Below are 24,257 nucleotides of genomic sequence, written 5' to 3'. Positions count from 1 at the left end.
TTTCCGGTGCAAACATAGATGCAGTGGATGGCACTTACCACACCCCCTGTCACCGCCCCCGCCGCCGCCCGCAAGCCGCACAGCTTCACCCATCACGGCATCACGGTTGAAGACCCCTACGCCTGGCTGCGCGATCCCGGCTATCCGGAGGTGACCGACAAGGAAGTCCTGGCCCATCTCGAGGCCGAGAATGCCTGGTTCGAAAGCCGCATGGCGGCGCAGAAGCCGCTGATCGACACCCTGTTCACCGAGATGCGTGGCCGCATCAAGGAAGCCGACAAGTCGGTTCCGCAGAAGGACGGCGATTACCTCTACTGGATCGAGTTCGAGGAGGGCGCCGAATACAAGAAGTGGTGGCGCAGGCCGGTCGCAGGTGGCGAGGACCAGCTCATCCTTGATGAAGTGGCACTGGCCGAGGGCCATGAATACTTCCGCCTCGGCGCGCTGTCAGTGTCGCAGGGTGGACGGCTGCTCGCCTATGCCGTGGACGACAACGGCTCCGAACGCTTCACCGCGCGGATCAAGGACCTTGCGACCGGCGAACTGCTGGCGGACGAGATCCCGGGCACGCTCTCCGCACTCGTCTGGGTCGCGGGGGACAAGGGGCTGGTCTATTCTCTCGTCAACGAGCAATGGCGCACGGACAACGCCCGCCTGCACTGGCTTGGCCAGCCACTCGAAAGCGACGTCGAGCTTTACCACGAGGACGATGAGGGTTTCCGCGTCGGCTCATCGCTGTCGGCCAATGAACAGTGGCTGATCATCTCGGCCAGCGACCACGAGACGAGCGAAGTGCACCTGATCCCCGCCGCCGATCCGCTGGCCGAGCCGATCCTGGTGAAGCCGCGCCAGAAGGGCGTGGAATACGACGTGGACCTCCACGGCGAGACCCTGTTCGTCCATACCAACGACAGCCACGAGAACTTCCGCCTCGCCACCGCGCCGCTCTCCGCGCCGGGGGAGTGGACCACCCTGATCGAGGGGTCGGACGAGTTCTATCTCACCGGCGTCGACCTGTTCCGCGATTTCTACGTCACCGAAGGCCGGGTGCGCGGGCTCGACCGCATCGAGGTGCGGTATTACGACGATCCTGCGCGCATCGAGGCGATCTCGTTCCCCGAGGCGAGCTATTCCGCAGGCCTCGGCGACAACCCCGAATGGGCGATGGATGTGCTGCGCGTAAGTTACGAATCGATGGTCAGCCCATCGACCGTCTACGACTATGATGTCGCGGCGCGCAGCCTCACCACGCTGAAGGTGCAGGAAATCCCCAGCGGTTACGATGCCTCGCTTTACGTGACCGAGAGACTGGAGATCCCGGCCCGCGACGGCACCGCGATCCCCGTTTCCGTGCTCTGCCGCAAGGACCGCACCCCCGGCGGCCCGCTGCACCTCTATGGTTATGGTGCCTATGGCATCAGCATCGATCCGGGCTTCTCGACCAGCCGCCTCAGCCTCGTCGACCGCGGCTTTGCCTATGCCATCGCCCATATCCGCGGCGGCGACGACATGGGCCGCGCGTGGTACAAGGCGGGCAAGCTGGAACGGCGCACCAACACCTTCAACGATTTCGTCGACGTTGCCCGCGGCCTGATCGAGCGCGGCTACACTGAGGCCGGCAGGATCAGCATATCCGGCGGATCGGCCGGTGGCGAACTGATGGGCGCGGTGGCCAATTCCGACCCCGATCTGTGGGGCGCGGTCGTGGCGCACGTGCCCTTCGTCGACGTGCTGGCGACCATGCTCGATGAAAGCCTGCCCCTCACCCCGGGCGAGTGGCCGGAATGGGGCAATCCGATCGAAGACCGCGAGGCTTTCGAGCTGATCCGCTCCTATTCCCCCTACGACCAGGTGCGGCCCCAGGCCTACCCGCCGATCATGGTCACCGCCGGTCTCAATGATCCGCGCGTGACCTACTGGGAGCCGGCCAAGTGGGTGGCACGGCTGCGCGAGATGAAGACCGACGACAACGAACTGATCCTCAAGACCAACATGGGCGCGGGCCACGGCGGCAAGTCCGGCCGGTTCGAAAGCCTGAAGGAAACAGCCGAGGAGTTCGCCTTCATCCTGTGGCAGCTGGGCATCGAACCGTGAGCAACCGCCACACCCTGACCTTCACCGCCGCGCCCGAGCACATCGATGTCATGGGCCACGTAAACAATGCCGTCTGGGTACAGTGGATGGAGGCGCTCGCCACGGCCCACTGGGAGGCTGCCGCCTTGCCCGAACATCAGGCGAAGTACGTCTGGGTCGTGACCCGGCATGAGATCGACTATCGCGGCAACATTGCCGAGGGCGAGAGCGTCACCGCCGAAACCTTCATCCCCGAAGGGCCGAGCGGCGCGCGCTTCGATCGCTGCGTGGAGTTCCGCAATTCCGCCGGAAAGGTGATCGTGGCGGCACGCTCCACCTGGGCCATGATCGACAGGGCCAGCGGCCGCCTTGCCCGCGTTCCGGCAGAGGTTGCCGAACCCTTCGGGCCGTTCGATGGCTAGGCAAGTACCTCGCTGACCGGCGTGTAATCATAGCCAAGGTCGCGCGCGACCGCCTCGTAAGTCACCTTGCCTTCGTGCACATTAAGCCCCGCCGCGAGGTGCGGATTGGCCTTCAGCGCACCCTTCCAGCCGAGGTCGGCGATGCGCAGCGCGTGCGGCAGGGTCACGTTGTTGAGCGCGTAGGTTGAGGTGCGCGCCACCGCGCCCGGCATGTTGGCGACGCAGTAGTGGACGATGCCATCGACCACGTAGATCGGCTCGGCATGGGTGGTCGGGCGGCTCGTTTCGAAGCAGCCGCCCTGATCGATGGCGACATCGACCAGCACCGAACCCGGCTTCATGCAGCCGAGCATCTCGCGGCTCACCAGCTTGGGCGCGGCGGCTCCCGGTACCAGCACCGCTCCGATCACCAGTTCGCTTTCGCAGACCATCTGCTGCACTACCGCGCGGTTGGAGAATCGCGTCTTGGCGCGGCCTTCGAAGTGGTTGTCGAGCCGTTCGAGCACTTCGGGATCGCGGTCGAGGATGGTCACATCGGCGCCCATGCCAACCGCCATCTGCGCTGCATTGAAGCCGACAACGCCGCCGCCGATGATCAGCACCTTGCCCGGCAGCACGCCCGGAACCCCGCCAAGCAGCACACCGCGCCCGCCGGTTGCCTTCTGCAGCGCGGTCGCACCGGCCTGGATCGACATGCGGCCCGCGACCTGGCTCATGGGCTTGAGCAGCGGCAGTGAATTGCCTGGGCCGGTCACCGTTTCATAGGCAATGGCGGTGACGCCCGACTTGACGAGATCGGCGGTCTGCTCCGGATCGGGGGCGAGGTGGAGATAGGTGTAGAGGACCTGGCCCTGGCGCAGCATGGCGCGTTCGCCTGCCTGCGGTTCCTTGACCTTGACGATCATTTCGCAGCCTTCGAACACGGCGGCGGCTTCGCCCATGATTGCCGCACCGCTGGCCGAATAGTCCGCATCGCTGGCGCCGATACCCAGGCCCGCGCCGCTTTCCACCCAGACCTCATGCCCGTGCGCCACGAGTTCGCGGACCGATTCCGGGGTCAGCCCCACCCGGTATTCGTGGTTCTTGATCTCGCGAACGGTGCCGACACGCATGGCCTCTCTCCTTTGGCGATATCGTTACAGGTGAAACGATTTACTGGCAACCGGCCTCAGGACGTTCCCTTTCCGCCTGCCACATAGCTTCCACCGGCACGCACGCGGGCAAATTGCGGATCGTCCGGACGGACGACGAAGGCCGCGTGCCGTCCTCCACCCGTCGGCCCGCTGACAACGATCGCCTCGTCGGGCACCTCGCCCAGTTCCACGTCCCGGTCTGGAAGGATGGCCGTCATGCGCCGTCCCACGGCCACCAGCACCTGCCGGAAGCCGTATCGCGCAGGGTTGCGGGCCCAGCGCTTGAGATCGGCATAGTAGGGGGCGGTTTTCCAGACGTTGGGTGTCGCCGGATCGACATGGACGGCAAGGCGCGCGCCATCCTGTGCGGCGATCACCATTTTCGCGCGAGCCGGGAGCCAGTGGCTGCCCGCCTCCTGCCAATGCAGCCAGCCACAACCGAACGCGGCGCAGGAATGCGGCCTTTCGGCATAGATCGAGCAGCCCTTGCCAGTGAGCACGTGAGGGCACCACTGGCCCGCCGGCTTGTCCAGCTCGCCAATGGCCATGACCTTGCAGCACAGCGTGCACGAACCACAGGCCCGGCCCGGCACTACGGGTTTGGGAGGTTCGCGGCTCTCGCTCATGCCTTCTGGCTAACCCGCCTGCACCGCTTCGGCAATCGCCAGCGCGGCGGCATGGGCGCTCGCCCAGGCCCACTGTAAATTGTAGCCGCCCAGCCAGCCGGTCACGTCGACCGCCTCGCCAATGGCATAAAGCCCCGTCACGCGACGCGCTTCCATGGTCTGCGATGAAAGGTCGGCGGTGGATATCCCGCCTGCGGTCACTTCGGCTTTGGCGAAGCCTTCGCTGCCGTTGGGCATGAAGCGCCAGTCCGCCAGCCGCGCCTGTGCGCTGCGCAGGGCCTTGTCCGACATGTTTCCGAGTTCGCCGATCAGTCCGATCCGTTCCGTCAGCCGCACGGCCAGCCGCTCGGACAGGGTTTCGCCAAGCACCTTGGCGAGACTGCTGCGCGGACGGGCACGCTTGGCATCGAGCAGCCATTCGCCCGCGGCATCGGGCAGGAAATCGATGCCGATCTCATCGCCGCGCTGCCAGTACGAGGAGACCTGCAGGATGGCCGGGCCGGACAGGCCGCGATGGGTGAACAGCGCCGCCTCGCGGAAGCGGGCCTTGTTGCAGCGCGCCACCACTTCGGCCGAAACACCCGACAACTCGGTGAACAGCGCATCCTCACCCGCCAGGGTGAGTGGCACCAGCGCCGGGCGTGGCTGCACGACCTTGAGACCGAACTGGCGGGCGAGGTCATAGGCAAGGCCGGTGGCACCCAATTTGGGGATCGAAGGGCCGCCCGTGGCAATCACCAGCCGCGCGGCGCTTGCTCCCGCAACATGGAAGCGCCCGTCGGCGTGGCGCACTTCGCCCAGCGCCGTGCCACAGCGCAAGTCCACCCCGCCCTTTTCGCATTCGGCCAGCAGCATCGCGACGATCTGTCGTGCCGACTGATCGCAGAACAATTGGCCCAGCGTCTTTTCGTGCCAGGCAATGCCGTGCGCCTCGACCAGGCCGAGGAAATCGTGCGGCATAAACCGGCTGAGCGCGGACTTGGCGTAGTGCGGATTGGCCGAAAGGAAGCGGTCGGGCGCGGTGTGCAGGTTGGTGAAGTTGCACCGCCCCCCGCCGGAGATCAGGATCTTCTTGCCCGGCGCATCGGCGTGATCGAGCAGCAGCACCCGCGCGCCCCTTTGCCCGGCCAGCGCCGCGCAGAACAGGCCCGCGGCTCCTGCGCCGAGAATGATGGCGTCATATTCTGCCATGCGATCCGGACCGGCGCGACCCGCGCCTCAGAGGGGGTTGCCGTCGCGGTCGCGGTAGATGTCCCGCCGGCCGACATGGTTGGCGGGACCGACAAGGCCGTCCTTCTCCATCCGCTCGATCCATTTCGAGGCGGTGTTATAGCCAACGCCCATCTGCCGCTGGATCCAGCTGGCGGACGCCTTCTGGCTTTCGAAGACGAGCTGGCAGACCTGGCGGTACTTGCGGTCTTCCGGGTTGTCGTTCGCCCCGTCGAGGTCATCGAAACCGAAGGGTGCGTCCTCCGGTTCCTCGGTAACCGAATCGACGTATTCAGGCTCGCCCTGCCCGCGCCAGAACTCGGCCACCTGGAACACCTCGTCATCCGAGACGAAGGGACCGTGGACGCGCTTGAGCGGATCGGTAGCCGGCTTGTAGAGCATGTCGCCCTTGCCCAGCAGCTGCTCGGCGCCCTGCTCGCCCAGGATGGTGCGGCTGTCGATGCGGCTGGTGACGGCGAAGGAGATTCGGGTCGGCAGGTTGGCCTTGATCACGCCGGTGATGACGTCCACCGACGGGCGCTGGGTGGCCATGATCAGGTGAATGCCGGCAGCGCGGCTCTTCTGGCTGAGCCGCTGGATCAGCACTTCGATTTCCTTGCCGACCGTGACCATGAGGTCGGCCAGCTCGTCGACGATGATGACGATCTGCGGCAGCACCTTGTAATCGTACTGCTGGTCTTCGTAGACCTCCTCCCCGGTTTCGGGATCGAAGCCGATGGCAATGCGCTTGCCCAGCGGCTTGCCCTTGGCGATCGCGGCGGAGACCTTCTCGTTGAAGCCGGACAGGTTGCGCACGCCGATCTCGCTCATCTGGCGATAGCGGCGCTCCATTTCCTCGACTGCCCATTTCAGCGCGCGCACCGCCTTGGCCGGTTCGGTGACCACGGGCGAGAGCAGGTGCGGGATATTGTCGTAGACCGACAGTTCGAGCACCTTGGGATCGATCAGGATCATGCGGCACTGCGCCGGGGTCAGGCGGTAGAGCAGCGAGAGCAGGATGGCGTTGAGCCCGACCGACTTGCCCGAACCGGTCGTACCGGCCACCAGAAGGTGCGGCATGGCGGCAAGATCGGCGACGATCGGTTCGCCGGCGATGTCCTTGCCCAGGATGATCGGCAGCAACGCCTTGGAGCTGGCAAACTTTTCGCAGGCGATCAGCTCCTTGAAGCTGACCATCTGGCGATCGGCATTGGGCAGCTCGATGCCCATGACCGTGCGGCCGGGGATCGGCGAGACGCGGGCGGAAATCGCGCTCATGTTGCGGGCAATGTCATCGGCGAGGCCGACAACCCGGCTGGCCTTGATGCCGGGGGCGGGCTCAAGCTCGTACATGGTCACCACAGGGCCCATGCGCACGGCATCGATCGTGCCCTTGACGTTGAAATCCTCAAGCACGGTTTCGAGCAGGCGGGCGTTCTTTTCCAGCGCCAGCTTGTCGATCTTCGGCGCGGTAGAGGGCGCCGGATCGGCCAGCAGTTCGAGCCCGGGCAGTTCGTAATTGTCGAACAGGTCGCCCTGGCGGCTCCGGGCGTTAAGCTGGGCCGGCTTGATCGGACGGGTGGGGTCGCTGATTTCGGGCGCGCGCCGGGCTGGCTGGGATGCGGCTGCCTCGGCAGCGGCGGCGGCGGCAGCGGCTCGTTCCTGCTTCTCCTTGCGCGGGCGGACCAGTGCCTCACCCTCATTGGCGGAAATGCGCGGCATCTGCGGCATGCCCTTGGGCAGGGCGAAGAGGCCCGCCCAGTCAATGGCGAAGACCCGACCCGCCAGCACCGCCCCGGCAACCAGCGACAGCAGGCCCATGAAGAAGATGGCCCAGCCCTGCCCGCCTTCCGGCAGGAGGCCCGCGATGGCCCGGATCGCCTTTTCGCCCATGATGCCTGCCAGCCCGCCGACCGAGGCAGGCAGTGAATCGCCGGTATCTGGCCAGACGAGCGAAAGCGTCGTCGCCAGGAACAGTGCGGCGAAGAACAGGACGATCAGCGAATTCCACCAGGGGTGCGCCGGGGCTTCGTCCTCGATGTCTCCGGCCAGCCGCCACAGCTTGCGCCCGCCGACGTAGAGCAGTGGCAGGACCAGCACGCTGACCGGGCCGAACAGCATGAGGACAATGTCCGCCGCCCAGGCTCCGGCCTCGCCCATCCAGTTGAGCGTGACCCCGCCGGCAGCGGTGGAAGAAGAGGCGTCGGTCTGGTGATACGAGAGCAGCGCAAGGGCAAGGAATGCCATGGCGGCCCAGAGCAGCAGCGCGCCGCCCATCTCGCTGGCGCGCCGAAGCGACCGGCGCATCACCGCGCGCCAGTTGCCGCCCGCAGGCCTGCGCACCGTTCCGATCGGCTGGCTTGCCATTCGTGATCACCCCCGCTTGTCTGGCCGCGCATAATGCGCCTGCGGGCGAGTCCGCGTCAATTGAAGCTTGCAGGGGCGGACTCGGTTCGTCGCCTCAGGGACTCAGCCCGTCGATGGCGGCCCAGCCGTGCACCGGCAGTCGCGCCGCCCGGCGGGCGGTCATTCCGCCCAGCGCAAGCACTGGAATTCCTGCCTTCTGCGCCATCAGCAGGAAGCGGATTGCCCCGAGCGAGGGCGCGCCGGGGTGTGTGCGGGTGGGAAACACGGGGGAAAGCAGCACGGCATCTGCCCGCCCAGCCCGGGCCAGTTCGCGCAGCCCGTGGACCGTGACCAGCCGCGCGCAGGCGGGCCCGCCTGCCAGCAGCTGCGACGATCCATAGGCGCCATCGGCCCGCCATCGCCGCGCCTGCCGGGCATCGCCGGCGAGGAACACGGCCAGTCCGCGCGCCCTTGCCGCGCGTGCCAGCTGGCTGAAACGCGCGCGGCGCTCACCATCGGGCAAGTGATAGTGACGGAACACGAGCCCGCTGCCGCGCGGCAGCCGTTTCAGCGCGCGATCCAGCACGGCATCGTTGCGCGCATCGGAAATCAGCCAGAGGCGGGGAATCTGGGTCTGGCGCACAGGCATGGCATCGCTATAGCAGCGCGCCATGAGCGATCCAGCCACCCGTCTCGCCGATATCCGTGCCCGCATCGAAGCAGCCGCAAAAGTGGCGCAGCGCAAAGCCGCCGAGATCACCCTTGTCGCCGTCAGCAAGACGCATGCTGCCGAAGCGATCGAGCCGCTGATCCTTGCCGGCCAGACCGTTTTCGGCGAAAACCGCGTGCAGGAAGCGGCGGCGAAATGGCCCGCCCTGCGCGAAGCACACCCCGGAATTGCGCTGCACCTTGTCGGCCAGCTGCAATCGAACAAGGCCGAGGAAGCCGTTGCGCTGTTCGACTGCATGCATTCGCTTGACCGGCCTTCGCTGGTCGCAGCGCTTGCCAGGGCGATGGACAAGGCAGGCCGGCAGGTTCCCTGCTTCGTCCAGGTCAATATCGGCGCGGAGGAGCAGAAGGGCGGTTGCGCCATCGGCGATACCCCCGCCCTGCTGGCCGAAGCCCGCGCCGCCGGCATTCCGGTCGCCGGGCTGATGTGCGTGCCGCCGCTGGATACGGAGCCGGCACCCTACTTCGCCCTGCTTGACAAGATCGCCGCAGACAATGGCCTCTCCGGCCTGTCGATGGGGATGAGCGAGGACTTCGAAACCGCGATCATGCTGGGCGCCACCCACGTGCGCGTGGGCAGCGCCCTGTTCGGCCCGCGCGCCTGACGGGTACGTCTCAGAAGTCCATCGCCACTTCCAGGCCCACGGTCCGCCCCTTGGCCAGCGGGGAGAAGGTGCCTGCCGCCGGGCTGGGATCGTAAGGCCGGTTGTTGCCGTCGGAATAGCTGCCGCCCGCGAAAGGCAGCTGGGTATCGCCGCCGAACTGCACGTCATCCATCAGGTTGCGGCCGAACAGCGAAAACCGGATCGCCGGATCGCCAAGGTTCAGCGTGAGGCTGGCATCGAGCCGGTTCGCGGCTGAATTGAAGCCCCAGTTGTTGTCGGTATAGGCAAAGCGCGAACGGTGCTGGAAATCAGCGCGGGCGGTGATTTCCGCCTTGCTGCTGATCCACATGCGATACTGGGCACCAAGGCCCCAGGTCCAGCGCGGCGCACGCGGCAGATCGAGCGCGAGATCGGCGGCATTGATGGTGCCATCCGAATTGATATCGAACATCACGCGGGTGTAGCGCGCATCGATATGGCCAAGGCTGGCCGAAAGGCTCAGCCCTTCCACCGGCTGGGCCGACAGTTCCACCTCGAAGCCGCGAATGCGCGCATCGGCGGTGTTGTAGACCGACTGAGCGAGCCCGGACGAGGCCGAGGGCACGTTGATCTCGCGCTGGAGGTTCGCCACGTCGTTGTGGAAGGCGGTTGCCTGCACCCCGATCCGGCCGCCGGCACCCTGCCACTTCACCCCCGCCTCGAAGCTGTCCACCCGCTCGGGCTGGTAGGCTGGCGAGCCGAGCGCGATGGCCACCTGCTCGAAGGCTGCCGGCTGGGTGATGCGCAGGTTGTAGCCGCCCGAACGCCGCCCGCGCGACCAGCCGCCCCACAGATAGGCATTGTCAGCCGCCTGCCAGCCAAGCGCAATTCGCGGGCTCAGCGAATTCCAGCTGGCCTTGTCGGTAAAGCCGTTGTTTTCCGACGTGTTCAGCGCGTTCACCCCGCTGGTCGGGCAGGTTCCGTCCACCGCCGAGCAGGCATTGCGCGGGCGGACATAGGTGACGAAGGCCTGCTTCGCCTCGTGCGACCAGCGCAGGCCGGCGGTGAGCTTGAGGCCGGCTGCCAGTTCGGCCACGGCCTGCCCGTAAAGCTCTGCCTGGTCATGCGTCATCCGCCCGCCGCCGTATTGCGTGGCGGCCAGGTAGCGGACCTCCTCGTAACCCATGGACTGGTGGAACAGGTAAGCGCCCAGCGTCAGGTCGAGTCCGGCAAGGCTGCGGGTGTAGTACAGGTCGTTGGAAACCTGTTCCTGCCGGGTGCGGGTATCCGAATGGAACACCGTGGCGGGCGAGGAATCGATGTCGTTACGGGTGGAGAGATCATATTTGCGCCAGCCGAAAACGCTGGTCAGCGCGCCTTCTCCCACGTCGTATTCCGCCCGTGCCGTGACAAAGCGCGAGCGCGAGTGGTGATAGCCCGGCTCGTTGATCGAGAGGGAGAAGCTGTCGCGCGGGTTCTGGCCGTTGTTGTGCGTCGGCGCGCCATCGCCGTCGCTGCGGTTCCATTCGCCTTTCAGCGTCAGCTTGAAGGTTGCAGAAGGCGCCCAGGCGAGTCCTGCGCGCAAGACGGTGTTGTCATAGCCGCCCACCGGTGCGCCGGTCAGGGCGTTGCGGAAATAGCCGCCGTCGCTGGCGTGCAGCGCGCCAAGGCGCAGCGCCAGGCTGTCGCCCAGCGGACCGGAGACGACCAGCCGCGCCGTGCCCATCGGCGATCCGCGCCCGTCATCGACCGGGCCTTCCATGCCGAGCCGGGCCTGCCCGCTCCACTCCTCGAAGTCCGGGTCGGCGGTCTGCACCTGCACCGCGCCGCCGGTGGTATTGCGGCCGAAAACCACGCCCTGCGGCCCGCGCAGCACCTCGACCCGCGCCACGTCGAGCGCATCGAATACCGTGCCGGCATTGATGCCTAGGTAGACACCATCGACATAGAGCCCGACCGAAGGGTCGATCGAGGGGATCGAGCTGTTCACGCCCAGCCCGCGGATGGCAAAGTTGGACACGCCCTTGAAGGTGCCGATCTCGTCCAGCGAGACGTTCGGCGCGACATAGGACAGCGATGCAAGATTGGTGAAGCGGCGCGCCTCGAGATCGAGCCCGTCGATCACTGTCGCGCTGCCCGCATAGGTCCAAAGCGATTCCCCCTCGCCCTGTCCCTTGACGACAATCACGGTGTCATCCGTTGCGGCGGCCTCGCCTGCTTCCTCGGCGAAGGCCGGGCAGGCCAGGGCCATGACGGCACAGCTCGTGATGAGCGCGAACTTGGGGGTGAGGTTCATTGGTTGCTCCCTGCGACAGTCTTGTGGCGAAATTTAATCGATCGATTAAATCCTCACCAAGCGCCATTAGCGGCGCATTTCGCATTTGCAACATGAAACCGGAAATCCAGCGTTCCGTAGCGTCAATCGGCGCTGTGGCGCTTCAATTCGTCGCCGGACAGCGTCACCACGTGGAGCAGGTTGGTAGACCCCGGCGTGCCGAACGGGACCCCTGCCAGCGCGATCAGCTTCGACCCCGCCGAGCCGAATCCATGGCGCAGCGCCATGCGCTTGCCCTTGGCGATCATTTCCTCGAACGAGCCGATGTCCTTGGTGTGCACGGCATGGGCACCCCACAGCAGGGCCATCTTGCGGGCGATCTTGGGCGAGGGCGTGAGCACCAGCATCGGCGCACCGGGCCGCTCGCGCGCGACGCGCCGGGCCGTGCTGCCCGAACCGGTGAACACGATGATGCCCGCGATCGCCAGCGTTTCGGCGATCTGGGCCGAAGCGCGGGCAAGCGCATCGGCGGTGGTGTTATCGGGCAGCACTTCGGCATAGTTGACCTGGCGGCGGTAGCCGGGATCGCGTTCCACCTGATAGGCGATGCGGTCCATGATCGTCACCGCCTCTACCGGCCAGGCCCCCGATGCGGTCTCTGCCGAAAGCATCACGGCATCCGCCCCGTCGTAAACCGCGTTGGCCACGTCGGACACTTCGGCGCGGGTCGGCGCAGGGCTTTCGATCATCGATTCGAGCATCTGCGTGGCCACGACCACCGGCTTGCCCGAGCGGCGCGTGGCGCCGACAACGGCCTTCTGGATCGGCGGCACTTCCTCCGGGTTGAGCTCGACGCCCAGGTCCCCGCGCGCCACCATGATGCCGTCGGAAAGCTCGATGATCTCCTCGATCCGCTCCACTGCGGCAGGCTTTTCGATCTTGGCCATCAGCGCGCCGTTGCCGCCGATCAGCCGCCGCGCCTCGGCCACGTCCTCGGGCCGCTGCACGAAGGACAGCGCGATCCAGTCCGCGCCGTGTTCGACCGCGAAGGAAAGGTCGCGCCGGTCCTTTTCGGTCAGCGCCGGGATCGGCACGACGGCATCGGGCACGTTGACGCCCTTGCGGTCGGAAATCACCCCGCCGACTTCGGCGGTGCAGAGGATTTCGTCATCGCCGGCGCGGGTGACGCGAAGGCGGATCTTGCCATCGTCGACCAGCAGGCGCTGGCCCTTCTGGAGAACGCCGAACAGTTCGGGATGCGGCAGGCAGACGCGGTTCTCGTCGCCCGGTTCGGGATTGCGATCGAGCGTGAAATGGCTGCCGTGACGAAGCACGGCGCGGCCTTCCTTGAACTGGCCAACGCGCAGCTTCGGCCCTTGCAGGTCGCACAGGATGGCGATGGGGCGGCCGAAATCCTTTTCCGCCGCCCGGACATTGGCGATGGTTTCGGCATGGGTGGCGTGATCGCCGTGGCTCATGTTCACGCGGAAGGCATCGACCCCCGCCCGCAGCAGCTTCGCAATCATCTCGGGGCTGCGGCTTGCCGGACCCAGCGTCGCCAGAATCTTCACCTTGCGTCCGCGATGATCGTGCGTTTCCTGCTTAGCCACGAATAACCCTTCCAGTTGAGCTTTTGCCTATGGCAAAGACGGCAGGAAAACCCAAGGATGAATGCCCATGAGTTGTTCCGAACCATCCACCTCCACCGCCGGCGACCCGCTCGATTCGCTGGACGATGCCGTTGCCGCTGCCGCCTTCCGCCGCCTTGTGCGCCATTTGCGACACCGCCATGACGCCCAGAACATCGACCTGATGGGCCTGGCCGGATTTTGCCGCAATTGCCTGGCCGACTGGATCAACGATGCCGGTGCAGGGCTGGACAAGGAAGGCGCCCGCGCAGTGATCCACGGCATGACCAGCGCCGAATGGAAGGCCCGCTTCCATGTCGAGGCGACGCCCGAACAGCTGGAGCGCATGGCCGAAAGCATGAAGAAGAACGCGCCCGGCCACTGATTTCCACAGCCTCGCCTTTGCCCGAATCTCCCGCCCCGGCTATCGGGCGCGGCAACCGATTCACATCTTGCCGGAGACTTGCCCCATGGCCGAAACCACCGACGACCGCCTGCGCCTGCTGATCGAACGCGTGGAGCGCCTCGAGGAAGAAAAGAAGGGCATCTCCGACGACATCCGCGACGTTTATGCCGAGGCGAAGGCGGTGGGTTACGATGCCAAGATCATGCGCCAGATCGTCCGGCTGCGGAAGATGAAGCCCGATGACCGTCGCGAGATGGAAATGGTGCTCGATACCTACAAGGCAGCGCTGGGCCTCGGCTGACCTCAGCCCGCCAGCACGGTCGGCAGGATCGCCAGCGCGTTCGCCCCGGCGTGGACGAGCATCGATCCTGCCAGCCCCACCCGCATCCGCACGAATCCGAATACCAGCCCCGCCCAGACCTGCGGCAACACCAGCGGCAGGGCCAGCAGGCCGGGCTGCGGATAGTTGGACAGGTGCACCGCGCCGAACAGCAGCGCGGTGATCCAGAAGATCGCCGGAAACCCCCGCGCAAACCAGCGCGGGGTGGCCCATCGCCGCAGCAGGGCCCAGCCCACCGGCATGGCCAGCAGGAACAGGAGCGCCACGGCACCGCGCGATGCCGGCTCCATCGGCAGGGTGGCCACCAGGGCCACGGCAAGCACGCAACCCAGCAGCCAGACCGTGCGCGGCCTGCCGCTCAGCCAGCCGCGGAACAGCAATTCCTCAAGCACCGGTGCGACGATCACGACCAGCGGCAGCAGCCATTGCCGGGGCACCTTGTCGAAGGCATCCGGGCCGGGCAGGCCGGTCCATTTCAGCCAGCCGCTGACCAGCAGCAGCAGGACCAGCAGCCCTGCAACGTCGAGCGCCCACATGGCACCGATGGTGCGCCAGGCTCCCGGTGCGCGCAGGCCGGACGGTTCGCCATGCCGCGGCGCGTGCAGGAAGGCGGCGAATTCCGTCCAGGCCGCCGGCAGGCGGGACACGATGGGCTTGGCACTCGCATGATTCATGGCGATGTCCTTAATCGCGAACAGGTTAACGCAGGCAAACCGCCCTTGTGCAAGGCCCGCGGCGAACTATCTCGTTCTGCGGGATAGGCCCTTGAAAGGACACGAGACCATGATCGTCACCACCACTGCCGTGCTCGAAGGCAAGCCGGTTCGCGAATACAAGGGCATCGTCACGGGCGAGGTGATCGTCGGCGCCAACCTGTTCCGCGACCTGTTTGCCGGCATCCGCGACATCGTCGGTGGCCGCTCCGGCTCTTACGAGGAAGTGCTCGGACGCGCCCGGCGCGAGGCGATTGCCGAGATGGAAGCCGAAGCCCAGCGGCTGGGCGGCAATGCCGTGATCGGCGTGGACATCGATTACGAAGTGCTCGGCTCCAACGGCACGATGCTGATGGTCAGCTGCTCGGGAACGGCCGTGGTTGTCTGAATTGTCTGTCTCGGCTAGGGGGCGGTCCAATTCCAAACCCTAGCTGACGGCAGTTCCCATGGCAGGCCATTCCAAATTCAAGAACATCATGCACCGCAAGGGCGCGCAGGATAAGAAGCGCTCTGCCCAGTTCTCCAAGCTCAGCCGCGAAATTACCGTGGCCGCCAAGATGGGCATGCCCGATCCGGACATGAACCCCCGCCTGCGCGCCGCGGTCAACGCAGCCAAGGCGCAGTCCATGCCCAAGGACAATATCCAGCGCGCCATCGAAAAGGCCAGCAAGGGCGACGGCGAGAACTACGAGGAAGTGCGCTACGAGGGCTATGGCCCGGGCGGCGTGGCCCTGATCGTCGAAGCGCTGACCGACAACCGCAACCGCACCGCCACCAACGTCCGCACCGCCTTTTCCAAGAATGGCGGCAACCTGGGCGCAAGCGGCGCGGTGAGCCACGGGTTCGACCGGCTGGGCCTGATCGAATACCCCGGCTCCGTGGGCGACGAGGACAAGGTCCTGGAAGCCGCGATCGAGGCTGGCGCCGACGATGTCGAAAGCGATGCCGAAAGCCACGCCATCTGGGTTGCGGTCGAAAACCTCCACCCCGTCGCGCGCGAACTGGAAAAGTCGCTGGGCGAGGCGGAAGGCGTGAAGCTGGCATGGAAGCCCGGCCTGAAGGTCGAGGTTGACGAGGACACCGCGCGGACCCTGCTCAAGCTGATCGACGTGCTTGACGACGATGACGACGTGCAGACCGTCTGGGGCAATTACGAGATCTCCGACGACGTGATGGCGAAGCTGGGGTGACCAGCCGGGGCTGGCCCTTTGCGGTCGGCCCTCAAGGGCTGCCATGCTGATCCTCGGCATCGATCCCTCGCTGTCCTGCACGGGCTGGGGCATCGTCTCGAAAGTCGGCAACCGGCTGACCCACATCGCCAATGGCCAGGTAAAAACCGATCCGCGGGCCAGCCTGCCCGAACGGCTGGTCACGCTGGACCAAGAACTGGCCGACGTGATCCTTGCCCACCGGCCCGATGCGGCGGCGGTGGAGGAAGTCTTCGTCAACAAGAACCCGCAATCCACGCTCAAGCTCGGCCAGGCGCGCGGCGTCTGCCTGCTGGTTGCGGCGCGCGCCGGGCTGCCGGTGGCCGAATATGCCACGCGGCTGGTCAAGAAGGCGATTGTCGGCACCGGCGGGGCGGAAAAGGCGCAGGTCCAGGCCATGCTCGGCGTGCTGCTGCCCGGGGTAAAACTTGCCGGGGCGGACGCGGCAGACGCGCTGGCCGTGGCGATTGCCCACGCGCACCTCGTCCGGGGATAGGGCGCAAAAGCCCTCTGGCGCCGCCATTCGTTCCCTGCCATAGGAACAAACCATGATCGCCAAGCTTGCCGGCACACTCGACGATTTCGGTCCCGACTGGGCGGTCATCGACGTTTCCGGCGTCGGCTACCTCGTCCATTGCAGCGCCAAGACGCTGGATTCGCTGGGTGTGCGGGGAGATCGGGTGACGGTCCATACCGAACTGCAGGTCTCGGAAAACGACATGCGCCTGATCGGCTTCGCCAGCGGCGAGGAACGGGCATGGTTCCGCCTGCTGACCGGCGTGCAGGGTGTGGGCAGCAAGATGGCGCTCGCCGTGCTTTCCGCCCTGTCGATCGACGAACTGCAGCGCGCCTGCGCCAGCGGCGACGCGGCCATGGTGGCGCGCGCGCAGGGCGTAGGGCCGAAGCTTGCCAGCCGCATCGTCAACGAGCTGAAGGACAAGGCCGGCGGCCTGCCCTCCGCCGCAGCTGGCGCTATTGCCTCGGCGCCGAAAGGCTCGGCCAGCCTCGATGCCGTCTCGGCGCTCCAGAACCTTGGCTTCAAGCCCAACGTCGCAACCGAAGCCGTCGCCCGCGCGCTTGAGGAACTGGGCGATGGCGCCAGCCTCAATGACCTGATCCGGATCGGCCTCAAGAGGGCGGCGGGGTGAGCGATAACCCCCACCTCACCCCGCTCCGCCAGCCGGAGGACGCCGACGCGGCGCTGCGTCCGAAAACGCTCGCCGAGTTCGTCGGGCAGGCGGCGGCGAAGGATAACCTGCGGGTGTTCATCGAGAGCGCGAAGGCGCGGCGCGAGGCGATGGACCATGTGCTGTTCTTCGGCCCGCCCGGTCTTGGCAAGACGACGCTGGCCCAGATCGTTGCGCGCGAACTGGGCGTGGGCTTTCGCGCCACCTCCGGCCCGGTGATCGCCAAGGCGGGCGACCTTGCCGCGCTGCTGACCAATCTCGACGAAGGCGATGTCCTGTTCATCGACGAGATCCACCGCCTCAACCCCCAGGTGGAGGAAGTGCTCTATCCCGCGATGGAGGACCGCACGCTTGACCTGATCATCGGCGAGGGTCCTTCGGCGCGGTCGGTGCAGGTGCCGCTGCCGCCCTTCACGCTGGTTGGCGCGACAACCCGGCAGGGGCTGCTGACGACGCCGCTGCGCGACCGCTTCGGCATTCCGGTGCGCCTCAATTTCTATACCGTGCCCGAACTGGAACACGTCGTCGCCCGCGGGGCGAGCCTGCTGGGCATGGCCATGGATGCCGAAGGCGCGCGCGAGATTGCCCGCCGGGCACGCGGCACGCCGCGCGTTGCCGGACGGCTTCTGCGCCGGGTACGCGACTTTGCCCATGTCGGCGGCGATGCGCTGGTGACGCGGCAGGTGGCCGATGCCGCGCTGACCCGGCTGGAGGTCGACGCCCTGGGGCTCGACGCGATGGACCGGCGCTACCTCACCATGATCGCCGACATCTACAAGGGCGGGCCGGTGGGCGTGGAAACGCTCGCCGCCGGCCTTTCCGAGCCGCGCGATACGATCGAGGACGTGATCGAACCCTACCTGATCCAGCTGGGCCTGATCGCTCGCACGGCGCGCGGGCGCTGCCTGAATGACCGGGGCTGGCAGCATCTGGGGCTGATTCCCCCTTCCGGCAGCCAGACCGGCCTGTTCGATCAGGGCAAATAGGGCAGCGCGGTAACCTCTGCCGCCTCAAACGGTTCCAATTCGGGACAGGTCTGCGCCAAGACCCGGTAAAGTGCCGAATTTTTCGTGAATCGGGACGCAAAGGACGGTTAACACGATTGTCGTAAGGCGGGCTCTCTGCGTTTCTGCATCCACAGGGGCATGGTCCGGAGGGCGTTTTCCTTCCCGCCGGGCGTCAGGCCACCAGGACGAGAGAGAAGACCATGTCGATTCGAACGGCCCTCGCAAAATTGTCTGTCGCGGCAGCTGGCGGTGCGCTGGTTGGCGGTGGTGCGGTGCACGTGGCGGAAGCCCCGAAGACCAATAACCCCCAATATGTGAAGCACGCCAAGGGCACGGCAACCCGCGTGGTGAAGGGCGCGCCCAAGGCCAAGCGGTATTACGTGGTCCGCAGCGAGCCGCGCAAGGTCAAGCGCGTGCGCCGGATCGTCAAGCGCACCACTTGCTGCGAACAGCCGCAGATGGCGATGGTGCCGATGGCCGCGCCCTACATGCCGCCGCTTCCCCCGCTGCCCTCCGGCGGTTCGGGCGGCACGGTGGTAATCGGTGGCTCGGGTGGCTTCGGCTTCGGCGGCGGATTCTTTGGCGGGTTCTTCGGTGGCAGCAGCTCGGGCGGCGGTTCGGTGGTCATCACCTCGACCAGCACCGGCTCCACCTCGACCAGCTCAGGCGGTTCGGGCGGCAGCTCGACGTCGACTTCGGGCGGATCGACCTCCAGCTCCACCGGCGGCTTCACCTCCACTTCGACGACCACGGGCGGGTCGACCTCGACCGGCGGGTTCAGCTCCACCACCACTGGCGGATCGAGCTCCACCTCGACGACCACCGGCGGCGTCAGCACGTCGACCGGCGGGGTTTCCACCTCGACCTCGACCAGCTCGGGCAATGTCAGCACCTCCTCGGGTAACGTCAGCACGTCCTCGGGCAATGTCTCGACTTCGACCGGCGGCGTGACCAGCTCCTCCAGCTCGTCCTCGTCGAGCTCCTCGTCTTCCTCATCGTCGTCCAGCTCCTCGGGCTCCAGCTCGGGCGGTTCGACCGGCGGCAAGCCCGGCACTTCGAGCGGTCACCATGGCGGCTCCAGCGGCCATCACGGCGGAACCAGCGGATCTTCGGGCTCGTCAGGTTCCTCAAGCGGCAGTTCATCGGGCTCCAGTTCGGGTTCGTCGAGCGGCAGCTCTTCGGGCAGCAGCTCCGGCTCTTCTTCGGGTTCCAGCTCGGGCAGCTCCTCGGGATCGAGCTCGGGAAGCAGCAGCGGTTCCTCGTCGGGATCGTCGAGCGGTTCGTCCTCGGGCAGCAGCAGCGGCTCTACCTCCGGATCGACCTCGGGCTCCACTTCCGGTTCGACGTCCGGCTCGTCGAGCAGCTCCAGCAGCTCGTCCTCCTCGAGCTCGAGCAGCTCGGGTGGCTCCACTTCCAGCAGCTCGGGCGGCCACGAAGTGCCGGCGCCGCCGATGCTGATCCTGTTCGGCGCGGCTGCCGCAACCCTTGCCGGTCGCCGTCGCTATGCCAAGGCAAAGGCCAAGGCCGACTGAACGATATTCCCGTTCCTGGGATGAACTGGGCGGCCTTCGCGGGCCGCCCTTTTCTTATCGCGGGCGCACGCCTTGCGAAATCCAGGCCACGCCCGGATCGCCGGTGCCGATCACGTCGGCCAGTTCCCACACGTTGGCATAGCCATAGCCGTGCAGGTTGATGAAGGTCGGGATGTTCAGCGCCAGCGGCGCGGCCTTGGTGACGACGGGCGCGCGATTGTCGCGGAAGTTGTTGTTGCAATAAATGTAGATCGGCCGCTGCCGGTCAGGCCCGATGACCTGGGCCAGCGCCTCGGCGGTAAAATCCGAAAAGGGCAGGTTCACCGCCCCTTCAAGGTGCCCACGCGCGAAAGCAGCGGGTGAGCGCGCATCGAGCAGCAAGGCCCCTTCGGCGCGGGCGCGGCGGGCGAATTCCGCCCAGGGCAGGCGGTGCTTTTCGCGCACCTTGGCGAGATTGCCGACCAGGCCGGCAAAGCCCTGGTAGTCGATCTGCGGGTTGGCCGGCACCTTGGCCACGGCTGGCAGCGAGGACGCCAGCAGCAGCGCGGTTGCCGCAAGCGCAAGCTTCATGGATTTTCCCTCCTGCTTCCGTGAACGAGGCAGGAAAGGCTGGGCGCGCAGGCCTTTATCCGCGCTGAACGGGCGCGCTGGCGATGCGCCACAAGGTCACCAGTCCCACCGCGAGCCAGACGACGTTCAGCGCAGTCGACGGGATCGCCCCGTGCCAGCCGGAATTGACGACGAAGCCCGCAGCGCCAACCACGTTCATCCACTGGTAGGCGCGCGACTGGCCGGAGAGGCGGCCCATCGACACGAGGATGTAGGAGCCCAGGATCAGCAGGGCCGCGATCCAGCCGCAAGCTTCGATGAACAGTTCAAGCATGGGGCTCGTCTAGACCAGCGAGAGCGAAAGCTGAAACCCTCTGTTGGTCCTCGCCGCAAGACCGGGCGAACGGCCTGACCGCAGGCCCCAAAACAAACGGGGCGGGAAGCCGAAACTTCCCGCCCCGCTGATGCATTATGCGGCGCGATCAGGCGGCCAGCTTGCGCAGCACGTAGTGCAGGATGCCGCCGTTCATGAAGTACTCGACCTCGTTGGCGGTATCGATGCGGCACAGCGCAGTGAAGGTGAACTTCGAGCCATCCTTGCGGGTGACTTCGACTTCCACGTCCTGGCGCGGCTTGAGCTGGGCAACGCCCTTGATCGTGAACGAGCAGTCGCCATCGAGGCCCAGCGTCTGGCGGGTTTCGCCTTCCTTGAACTGCAGCGGCAGCACGCCCATGCCGACCAGGTTCGAGCGGTGGATGCGCTCGAAGCTTTCGACGATCACGGCGCGCACGCCGAGCAGGTTGGTGCCCTTGGCGGCCCAGTCACGGCTGGAGCCGGTGCCGTATTCCTTGCCGGCGACGACAACCATCGGCGTGCCGTTGGCCTTGTGCTTCATGGCAACGTCGTAGACCGCGCCCACCTCGTCGCCGAAGCGGCTCATGCCGCCCTCGATGCCGGGGACCATCTCGTTCTTGATGCGGATGTTGGCGAAGGTGCCGCGCATCATCACTTCGTGGTGGCCACGGCGCGCACCGTAGGAGTTGAAGTCCGCCTTGGCGACCTGATGCTCCATCAGCCACTGGCCGGCGGGGCTGTCAGCCTTGATGTTGCCGGCGGGGCTGATGTGGTCGGTGGTGATCGAATCGCCCAGGATGAGCAGCGGCTTGGCCTCGACAATGTCGGTGACCGGGGCCGGGGTCATGGTCATGCCTTCGAAGTAGGGCGGGTTGGCGACATAGGTCGAACCGGCGCGCCACTGGTAGGTTTCCGAACCCGTCACGTTGATCGCCTGCCAGTGCTTGTCGCCCTTGTAGACGTCGGCATAGCGGGCCTGGAACATGGCGCGGTCCATGCAGCTCGCCATGGTCGAGAACACTTCGTCGTTGGTCGGCCAGATGTCCTTGAGGAACACGTCCTGCCCGTCAGAGCCCTTGCCGATCGGGGTGGTGACGAAGTCTTCGATCACGGTGCCCTTCAGCGCATAGGCGACAACCAGCGGCGGCGAAGCCAGGAAGTTGGCGCGCACGTCGGGCGAGACGCGGCCTTCGAAGTTGCGGTTGCCCGAGATCACGGCCGCGGCGACGAGGCCGTTTTCGTTGATCGCCTTCGAGATCGGCTCGGCCAGCGGGCCGGAATTGCCGATGCAGGTGGTGCAGCCGTAACCGACCAGGTTGAAGCCGACATTGTCGAGGTGCTTCTGGAGGCCCGCCTTTTCGAGATAGTCGGTGACGACCTGCGATCCCGGAGCGAGCGAGGTCTTGACCCACGGCTTCGGCTTGAGGCCCAGCTCGTCAGCCTTCTTGGCGACAAGGCCGGCGGCAACCAGCACGCCCGGGTTCGAGGTGTTGGTGCACGAGGTGATGGCGGCGATCACCACGTCGCCGTCACCGATATCGTGGTCCTTGCCTTCGACCGGAACGCGGGCGTTGGTCTTCTTGTAGGTTTCGGCCATGTCGGCGGCGAAGACATCGTCGACGTCGGGCAGCGAAACGCGGTCCTGCGGGCGCTTGGGACCGGCGAGCGAGGGGACGACGGTGCCGAGGTCGAGCTCCAGCGTGCTGGAGAAGACCGGCTCGACCGAGGGATCGATCCAGAAGCCCTGCTGCTTGGCATAGGCTTCGACCAGGGCGATCTGGTCTTCATCGCGGCCGGTGAGGCGCATATAGTCCAGCGTCTTTTCATCGATGCCGAAGAAACCGCAGGTGGCGCCGTATTCCGGGGCCATGTTGGCCAGGGTCGCACGGTCGGCCAGCGTCAGGCCGGCAAGGCCCGGACCGTAGTATTCGACGAAGCGGCCAACCACGCCATGCTTGCGCAGCATGTTGGTGCAGGTCAGCACCAGGTCGGTGGCGGTAACGCTTTCCTTGAGCGTACCGGTCAGCTTGAAGCCGACCACTTCGGGGACGAGCATCGAAACCGGCTGGCCGAGCATCGCGGCTTCGGCCTCGATGCCGCCGACGCCCCAGCCCAGCACGCCAAGGCCATTGACCATGGTGGTGTGCGAATCGGTGCCGACGCAGGTGTCGGGATAGGCCACCGTGGCGCCCGACTGGTCCTTGGAGGTCCAGACAGCCTGGGCGATGTGTTCAAGGTTCACCTGGTGGCAGATGCCGGTGCCCGGGGGCACGGCGTAGAAGTTGTTGAGCGACTTGGAGCCCCACTTGAGGAAGTCATAGCGCTCCATGTTGCGCTGGTATTCGATCTCGACGTTTTCCTCGAAAGCCTTGGGGTGGCCGAATTCGTCGACCATGACCGAGTGGTCGATCACGAGGTTGACGGGAACCAGCGGGTTGATCTTGCTGGTATCGCCGCCGAGCGTCGCGATGGCATCGCGCATGGCGGCCAGATCGACCACGCAGGGCACGCCGGTGAAATCCTGCAGCAGCACGCGCGCCGGGCGGTACTGGATTTCGTTGGTCGATTCCTTGGGGTTCTTCTGCCAATCGGCCACGGCCTGGATATCGGCAGTCGAGACCGTGAAGCCGCCGTCCTCGAAGCGCAGCAGGTTTTCGAGCAGCACCTTCATCGAGAAGGGCAGGCGGCTGACGTCACCGACCTTTTCCGCTGCCTTTGCGAGCGAGTAGTAAGCGTATTCCTTGCCGCCCACGTTCAGCGTGGAACGAGTGCCGAGCGTGTCCTGTCCGACCTGGGTCATAGCCGCGTGTCTCCTGATGCGCCTTGATACCAATCGGGCCCCGGGGGAACGTGCGCTTCGCAGCTGCAGCAAGGCCCTGTTTCGGCGTGGCCGATGCGCGCGAAAGCGCCGCGCGTCAAGGGGACAAGCGGCCCGAAAGCCACCGAACGGGCAGATTGGGGCAATATCGTTATAGCGCGGTCTGCTCGTTGTGTTCGCCGGGGCGCTGCCGCGCCGCGATCCAGCAGCCGAAGACGATGAAAACCACCCCGCCGAGCGTCGCCGCGGTTACCGCTTCATCGAAGATCAGCCAGCCGAACAGCGCGGCCCAGATGAACGCGGAATACTCGATGGGCAGCAGGGCCTGCGCCTCTGCCCGGCCATAGCCCCACGACAGCAGCATCAGCGATACGGCCGCCAAAGCCGCGCTTCCGGCAATGCCCAGCGCCGTTTCCGCCCCCGGCAGGACAAGCAGCAAGGGCGCGAGCACCGCCAGGAACAAGCCGGAAAAGGCCATCTGGAACAGGGCCACTTCCGAAGGGCTGGCCAGCTGCGCCTGCTTGCGCTGGTAGATCAGGTTGAAGGCATAGAGCACGGCTGAAAGCAGCACCGCCGCAATGCCCGCTGCGGCATCCGGCCCCATCTCGCGCGCGCCGATCTGCCCGGCGGCAATCACGCCAACGCCGCACAGGCCGAGCAGCGAGCCGAGCACCGCCCGCCCCGTCACCTTTTCGCCCAGCATCGCCGCGGAAAGGTACAGCGCGATGAGCGGGGCGATGAACGAGATGGCAATGCCTTCGGCCAGCGGCATCCGCACCAGCCCCCAGAAGAAGGTCGTCGCCATGCCCGCGCTGATTGCGCCGCGCAGGGCGTGCAGCTTCAAGGCCTCGCGATCGGGCATGGTGCCCCCGCGCCAGCGCCACAGCGGCCACATGATCGCCACGCCGAAGACCGAACGCACCAGCATGGCCGAATAGGCCCCGACGGCCATCGAGGCCCCCTTCATCAGCGCGTCCATCAGGCTGAACAGGGCAATACCCAGCGTGACGGAGATAAAGGGCATGAGCGGGTGGCTGCGCGACATGGGCTCGCCATAGAGAGGCCAGGGTCCGCTGGCCAGTACACTGCCGCCCACTCCGTTCAGCGTGTTGTAAGC

General features: G+C 66.3%; 24 protein-coding genes. 10 read left to right on the top strand and 14 right to left on the bottom strand.

Going from position 1 to position 24,257, the window contains the following annotated elements:
- The first annotated feature begins 18 nt into the window (after positions 1-18).
- Together C0V78_RS10875 and C0V78_RS10870 are read left to right on the top strand one after the other, a co-directional pair.
- On the top strand, positions 19-2,094 hold the full coding sequence (locus C0V78_RS10875) for a S9 family peptidase (RefSeq protein WP_101797731.1): 2,076 nt from the start codon (positions 19-21) through the stop codon (positions 2,092-2,094).
- A complete protein-coding gene (locus tag C0V78_RS10870) occupies positions 2,091-2,495 on the top strand; it encodes a thioesterase family protein (protein WP_101797730.1) in 405 nt (134 codons plus the stop codon). Before C0V78_RS10875 ends, C0V78_RS10870 begins: the two co-directional genes overlap by 4 nt.
- Here C0V78_RS10870 and ald read toward each other — a convergent pair.
- The 5 genes from ald to C0V78_RS10845 all read right to left on the bottom strand — a co-directional run bounded on the left by ald (position 2,492) and on the right by C0V78_RS10845 (position 8,482).
- Positions 2,492-3,607 (bottom strand): alanine dehydrogenase, encoded by a 1,116-nt coding sequence (gene ald, locus C0V78_RS10865; RefSeq protein ID WP_101797729.1) that lies wholly within the window; start codon positions 3,605-3,607, stop codon positions 2,492-2,494. The two genes, C0V78_RS10870 and ald, sit on opposite strands and share 4 nt — an antisense overlap.
- A gap of 56 nt (positions 3,608-3,663) precedes the next feature.
- Positions 3,664-4,254 carry a hypothetical protein gene (locus C0V78_RS10860; RefSeq protein WP_216822176.1) on the bottom strand — a complete coding sequence of 197 codons (591 nt, stop codon included), beginning with the start codon at positions 4,252-4,254 and terminating at the stop codon, positions 3,664-3,666.
- 9 nt (positions 4,255-4,263) lie between these two features.
- Positions 4,264-5,445, bottom strand: coding sequence for an NAD(P)/FAD-dependent oxidoreductase (locus tag C0V78_RS10855; RefSeq protein WP_101797728.1), 1,182 nt, complete (start codon positions 5,443-5,445; stop codon positions 4,264-4,266).
- Between the two features lie 27 nt (positions 5,446-5,472).
- Positions 5,473-7,830, bottom strand: coding sequence for a DNA translocase FtsK 4TM domain-containing protein (locus C0V78_RS10850; protein ID WP_101797727.1), 2,358 nt, complete (start codon positions 7,828-7,830; stop codon positions 5,473-5,475).
- A 94-nt stretch (positions 7,831-7,924) separates the two neighbouring features.
- Positions 7,925-8,482, bottom strand: a complete 558-nt coding sequence (locus C0V78_RS10845) for a thiamine phosphate synthase (RefSeq protein ID WP_173843383.1) — start codon at positions 8,480-8,482, stop codon at positions 7,925-7,927.
- Here C0V78_RS10845 and C0V78_RS10840 point away from each other — a divergent pair.
- Positions 8,481-9,143 carry a YggS family pyridoxal phosphate-dependent enzyme gene (locus C0V78_RS10840; RefSeq protein ID WP_101797726.1) on the top strand — a complete coding sequence of 221 codons (663 nt, stop codon included), beginning with the start codon at positions 8,481-8,483 and terminating at the stop codon, positions 9,141-9,143. The genes C0V78_RS10845 and C0V78_RS10840 overlap by 2 nt on opposite strands.
- A gap of 10 nt (positions 9,144-9,153) precedes the next feature.
- Here C0V78_RS10840 and C0V78_RS10835 read toward each other — a convergent pair whose 3' ends face one another.
- Both C0V78_RS10835 and pyk read right to left on the bottom strand, forming a co-directional pair.
- A complete protein-coding gene (locus C0V78_RS10835; RefSeq protein WP_101797725.1) occupies positions 9,154-11,418 on the bottom strand; it encodes a TonB-dependent receptor in 2,265 nt (754 codons plus the stop codon).
- 122 nt (positions 11,419-11,540) lie between these two features.
- On the bottom strand, positions 11,541-13,007 hold the full coding sequence (gene pyk, locus C0V78_RS10830; RefSeq protein WP_173843382.1) for a pyruvate kinase: 1,467 nt from the start codon (positions 13,005-13,007) through the stop codon (positions 11,541-11,543).
- A gap of 67 nt (positions 13,008-13,074) precedes the next feature.
- On the opposite strand from pyk, the gene C0V78_RS10825 reads away from it, so the two are divergent.
- Both C0V78_RS10825 and C0V78_RS10820 read left to right on the top strand, forming a co-directional pair.
- Positions 13,075-13,410, top strand: coding sequence for a DUF1244 domain-containing protein (locus tag C0V78_RS10825; RefSeq protein ID WP_101797723.1), 336 nt, complete (start codon positions 13,075-13,077; stop codon positions 13,408-13,410).
- 85 nt (positions 13,411-13,495) lie between these two features.
- Positions 13,496-13,732, top strand: a complete 237-nt coding sequence (locus C0V78_RS10820) for a DUF2312 domain-containing protein (protein WP_101797722.1) — start codon at positions 13,496-13,498, stop codon at positions 13,730-13,732.
- 2 nt (positions 13,733-13,734) lie between these two features.
- Here C0V78_RS10820 and C0V78_RS10815 read toward each other — a convergent pair whose 3' ends face one another.
- A complete protein-coding gene (locus C0V78_RS10815) occupies positions 13,735-14,445 on the bottom strand; it encodes a CPBP family intramembrane glutamic endopeptidase (RefSeq protein ID WP_101797721.1) in 711 nt (236 codons plus the stop codon).
- Between the two features lie 109 nt (positions 14,446-14,554).
- Between C0V78_RS10815 and C0V78_RS10810 the strand changes: the two genes are divergently transcribed.
- From C0V78_RS10810 to ruvB, 5 genes are read left to right on the top strand one after another with little or no spacing between them, the layout of a single operon-like run.
- Positions 14,555-14,872 (top strand): heavy metal-binding domain-containing protein, encoded by a 318-nt coding sequence (locus tag C0V78_RS10810; protein ID WP_101797720.1) that lies wholly within the window; start codon positions 14,555-14,557, stop codon positions 14,870-14,872.
- A gap of 58 nt (positions 14,873-14,930) precedes the next feature.
- Positions 14,931-15,674, top strand: a complete 744-nt coding sequence (locus C0V78_RS10805) for a YebC/PmpR family DNA-binding transcriptional regulator (protein ID WP_101797719.1) — start codon at positions 14,931-14,933, stop codon at positions 15,672-15,674.
- A gap of 43 nt (positions 15,675-15,717) precedes the next feature.
- The gene (gene ruvC / locus C0V78_RS10800) at positions 15,718-16,188 is read left to right on the top strand and encodes a crossover junction endodeoxyribonuclease RuvC (RefSeq protein ID WP_101797718.1); all 471 of its coding nucleotides are present in this window, start codon (positions 15,718-15,720) and stop codon (positions 16,186-16,188) included.
- A 52-nt stretch (positions 16,189-16,240) separates the two neighbouring features.
- Positions 16,241-16,840 carry a Holliday junction branch migration protein RuvA gene (ruvA, locus tag C0V78_RS10795; protein ID WP_101797717.1) on the top strand — a complete coding sequence of 200 codons (600 nt, stop codon included), beginning with the start codon at positions 16,241-16,243 and terminating at the stop codon, positions 16,838-16,840.
- Positions 16,837-17,865, top strand: coding sequence for a Holliday junction branch migration DNA helicase RuvB (gene ruvB, locus C0V78_RS10790; RefSeq protein WP_101797716.1), 1,029 nt, complete (start codon positions 16,837-16,839; stop codon positions 17,863-17,865). The genes ruvA and ruvB overlap by 4 nt, the downstream gene beginning before the upstream one ends.
- A gap of 505 nt (positions 17,866-18,370) precedes the next feature.
- On the opposite strand, the gene C0V78_RS14955 is transcribed toward ruvB, so the two are convergent.
- The 6 genes from C0V78_RS14955 to C0V78_RS10765 form a co-directional block, all read right to left on the bottom strand.
- On the bottom strand, positions 18,371-18,931 hold the full coding sequence (locus tag C0V78_RS14955) for a hypothetical protein (RefSeq protein WP_158241537.1): 561 nt from the start codon (positions 18,929-18,931) through the stop codon (positions 18,371-18,373).
- Between the two features lie 42 nt (positions 18,932-18,973).
- Positions 18,974-19,297 (bottom strand): hypothetical protein, encoded by a 324-nt coding sequence (locus C0V78_RS14950; RefSeq protein WP_158241536.1) that lies wholly within the window; start codon positions 19,295-19,297, stop codon positions 18,974-18,976.
- A 175-nt stretch (positions 19,298-19,472) separates the two neighbouring features.
- Entirely contained in the window at positions 19,473-19,988 is a 516-nt protein-coding gene (locus C0V78_RS10780; RefSeq protein WP_101797715.1) for a rhodanese-like domain-containing protein, read from the bottom strand.
- Positions 19,989-20,043: 55 nt separating this feature from the next.
- Positions 20,044-20,301: a hypothetical protein gene (locus tag C0V78_RS10775; RefSeq protein ID WP_101797714.1), complete on the bottom strand. Its 258-nt coding sequence runs from the start codon at positions 20,299-20,301 to the stop codon at positions 20,044-20,046.
- Positions 20,302-20,449: 148 nt separating this feature from the next.
- On the bottom strand, positions 20,450-23,122 hold the full coding sequence (gene acnA, locus C0V78_RS10770; RefSeq protein ID WP_101797713.1) for an aconitate hydratase AcnA: 2,673 nt from the start codon (positions 23,120-23,122) through the stop codon (positions 20,450-20,452).
- 169 nt (positions 23,123-23,291) lie between these two features.
- On the bottom strand, positions 23,292-24,185 hold the full coding sequence (locus tag C0V78_RS10765; RefSeq protein WP_101797712.1) for a DMT family transporter: 894 nt from the start codon (positions 24,183-24,185) through the stop codon (positions 23,292-23,294).
- Positions 24,186-24,257 lie beyond the last annotated feature (72 nt).

It is taken from the genome of Novosphingobium sp. TH158, from assembly GCF_002855555.1.
In the GTDB taxonomy this organism is placed as follows: domain Bacteria; phylum Pseudomonadota; class Alphaproteobacteria; order Sphingomonadales; family Sphingomonadaceae; genus Novosphingobium.
This window is presented reverse-complemented; position numbering and strand designations above follow the sequence as displayed.

Coding starts and splice junctions, on each gene's coding strand:
- C0V78_RS10875 (WP_101797731.1), top strand. CDS start 19: ATGCAGTGGATGGCACTTACCACACCCCCTGTCACCGCCCCCGCCGCC.
- ald (WP_101797729.1), bottom strand. CDS start 3,607: ATGCGTGTCGGCACCGTTCGCGAGATCAAGAACCACGAATACCGGGTG.
- C0V78_RS10860 (WP_216822176.1), bottom strand. CDS start 4,254: ATGAGCGAGAGCCGCGAACCTCCCAAACCCGTAGTGCCGGGCCGGGCC.
- C0V78_RS10855 (WP_101797728.1), bottom strand. CDS start 5,445: ATGGCAGAATATGACGCCATCATTCTCGGCGCAGGAGCCGCGGGCCTG.
- C0V78_RS10850 (WP_101797727.1), bottom strand. CDS start 7,830: ATGGCAAGCCAGCCGATCGGAACGGTGCGCAGGCCTGCGGGCGGCAAC.
- C0V78_RS10840 (WP_101797726.1), top strand. CDS start 8,481: ATGAGCGATCCAGCCACCCGTCTCGCCGATATCCGTGCCCGCATCGAA.
- C0V78_RS10845 (WP_173843383.1), bottom strand. CDS start 8,482: ATGGCGCGCTGCTATAGCGATGCCATGCCTGTGCGCCAGACCCAGATT.
- C0V78_RS10835 (WP_101797725.1), bottom strand. CDS start 11,418: ATGAACCTCACCCCCAAGTTCGCGCTCATCACGAGCTGTGCCGTCATG.
- C0V78_RS10825 (WP_101797723.1), top strand. CDS start 13,075: ATGAGTTGTTCCGAACCATCCACCTCCACCGCCGGCGACCCGCTCGAT.
- C0V78_RS10820 (WP_101797722.1), top strand. CDS start 13,496: ATGGCCGAAACCACCGACGACCGCCTGCGCCTGCTGATCGAACGCGTG.
- C0V78_RS10815 (WP_101797721.1), bottom strand. CDS start 14,445: ATGAATCATGCGAGTGCCAAGCCCATCGTGTCCCGCCTGCCGGCGGCC.
- C0V78_RS10810 (WP_101797720.1), top strand. CDS start 14,555: ATGATCGTCACCACCACTGCCGTGCTCGAAGGCAAGCCGGTTCGCGAA.
- C0V78_RS10805 (WP_101797719.1), top strand. CDS start 14,931: ATGGCAGGCCATTCCAAATTCAAGAACATCATGCACCGCAAGGGCGCG.
- ruvC (WP_101797718.1), top strand. CDS start 15,718: ATGCTGATCCTCGGCATCGATCCCTCGCTGTCCTGCACGGGCTGGGGC.
- ruvA (WP_101797717.1), top strand. CDS start 16,241: ATGATCGCCAAGCTTGCCGGCACACTCGACGATTTCGGTCCCGACTGG.
- C0V78_RS10780 (WP_101797715.1), bottom strand. CDS start 19,988: ATGAAGCTTGCGCTTGCGGCAACCGCGCTGCTGCTGGCGTCCTCGCTG.
- C0V78_RS10775 (WP_101797714.1), bottom strand. CDS start 20,301: ATGCTTGAACTGTTCATCGAAGCTTGCGGCTGGATCGCGGCCCTGCTG.
- acnA (WP_101797713.1), bottom strand. CDS start 23,122: ATGACCCAGGTCGGACAGGACACGCTCGGCACTCGTTCCACGCTGAAC.
- C0V78_RS10765 (WP_101797712.1), bottom strand. CDS start 24,185: ATGTCGCGCAGCCACCCGCTCATGCCCTTTATCTCCGTCACGCTGGGT.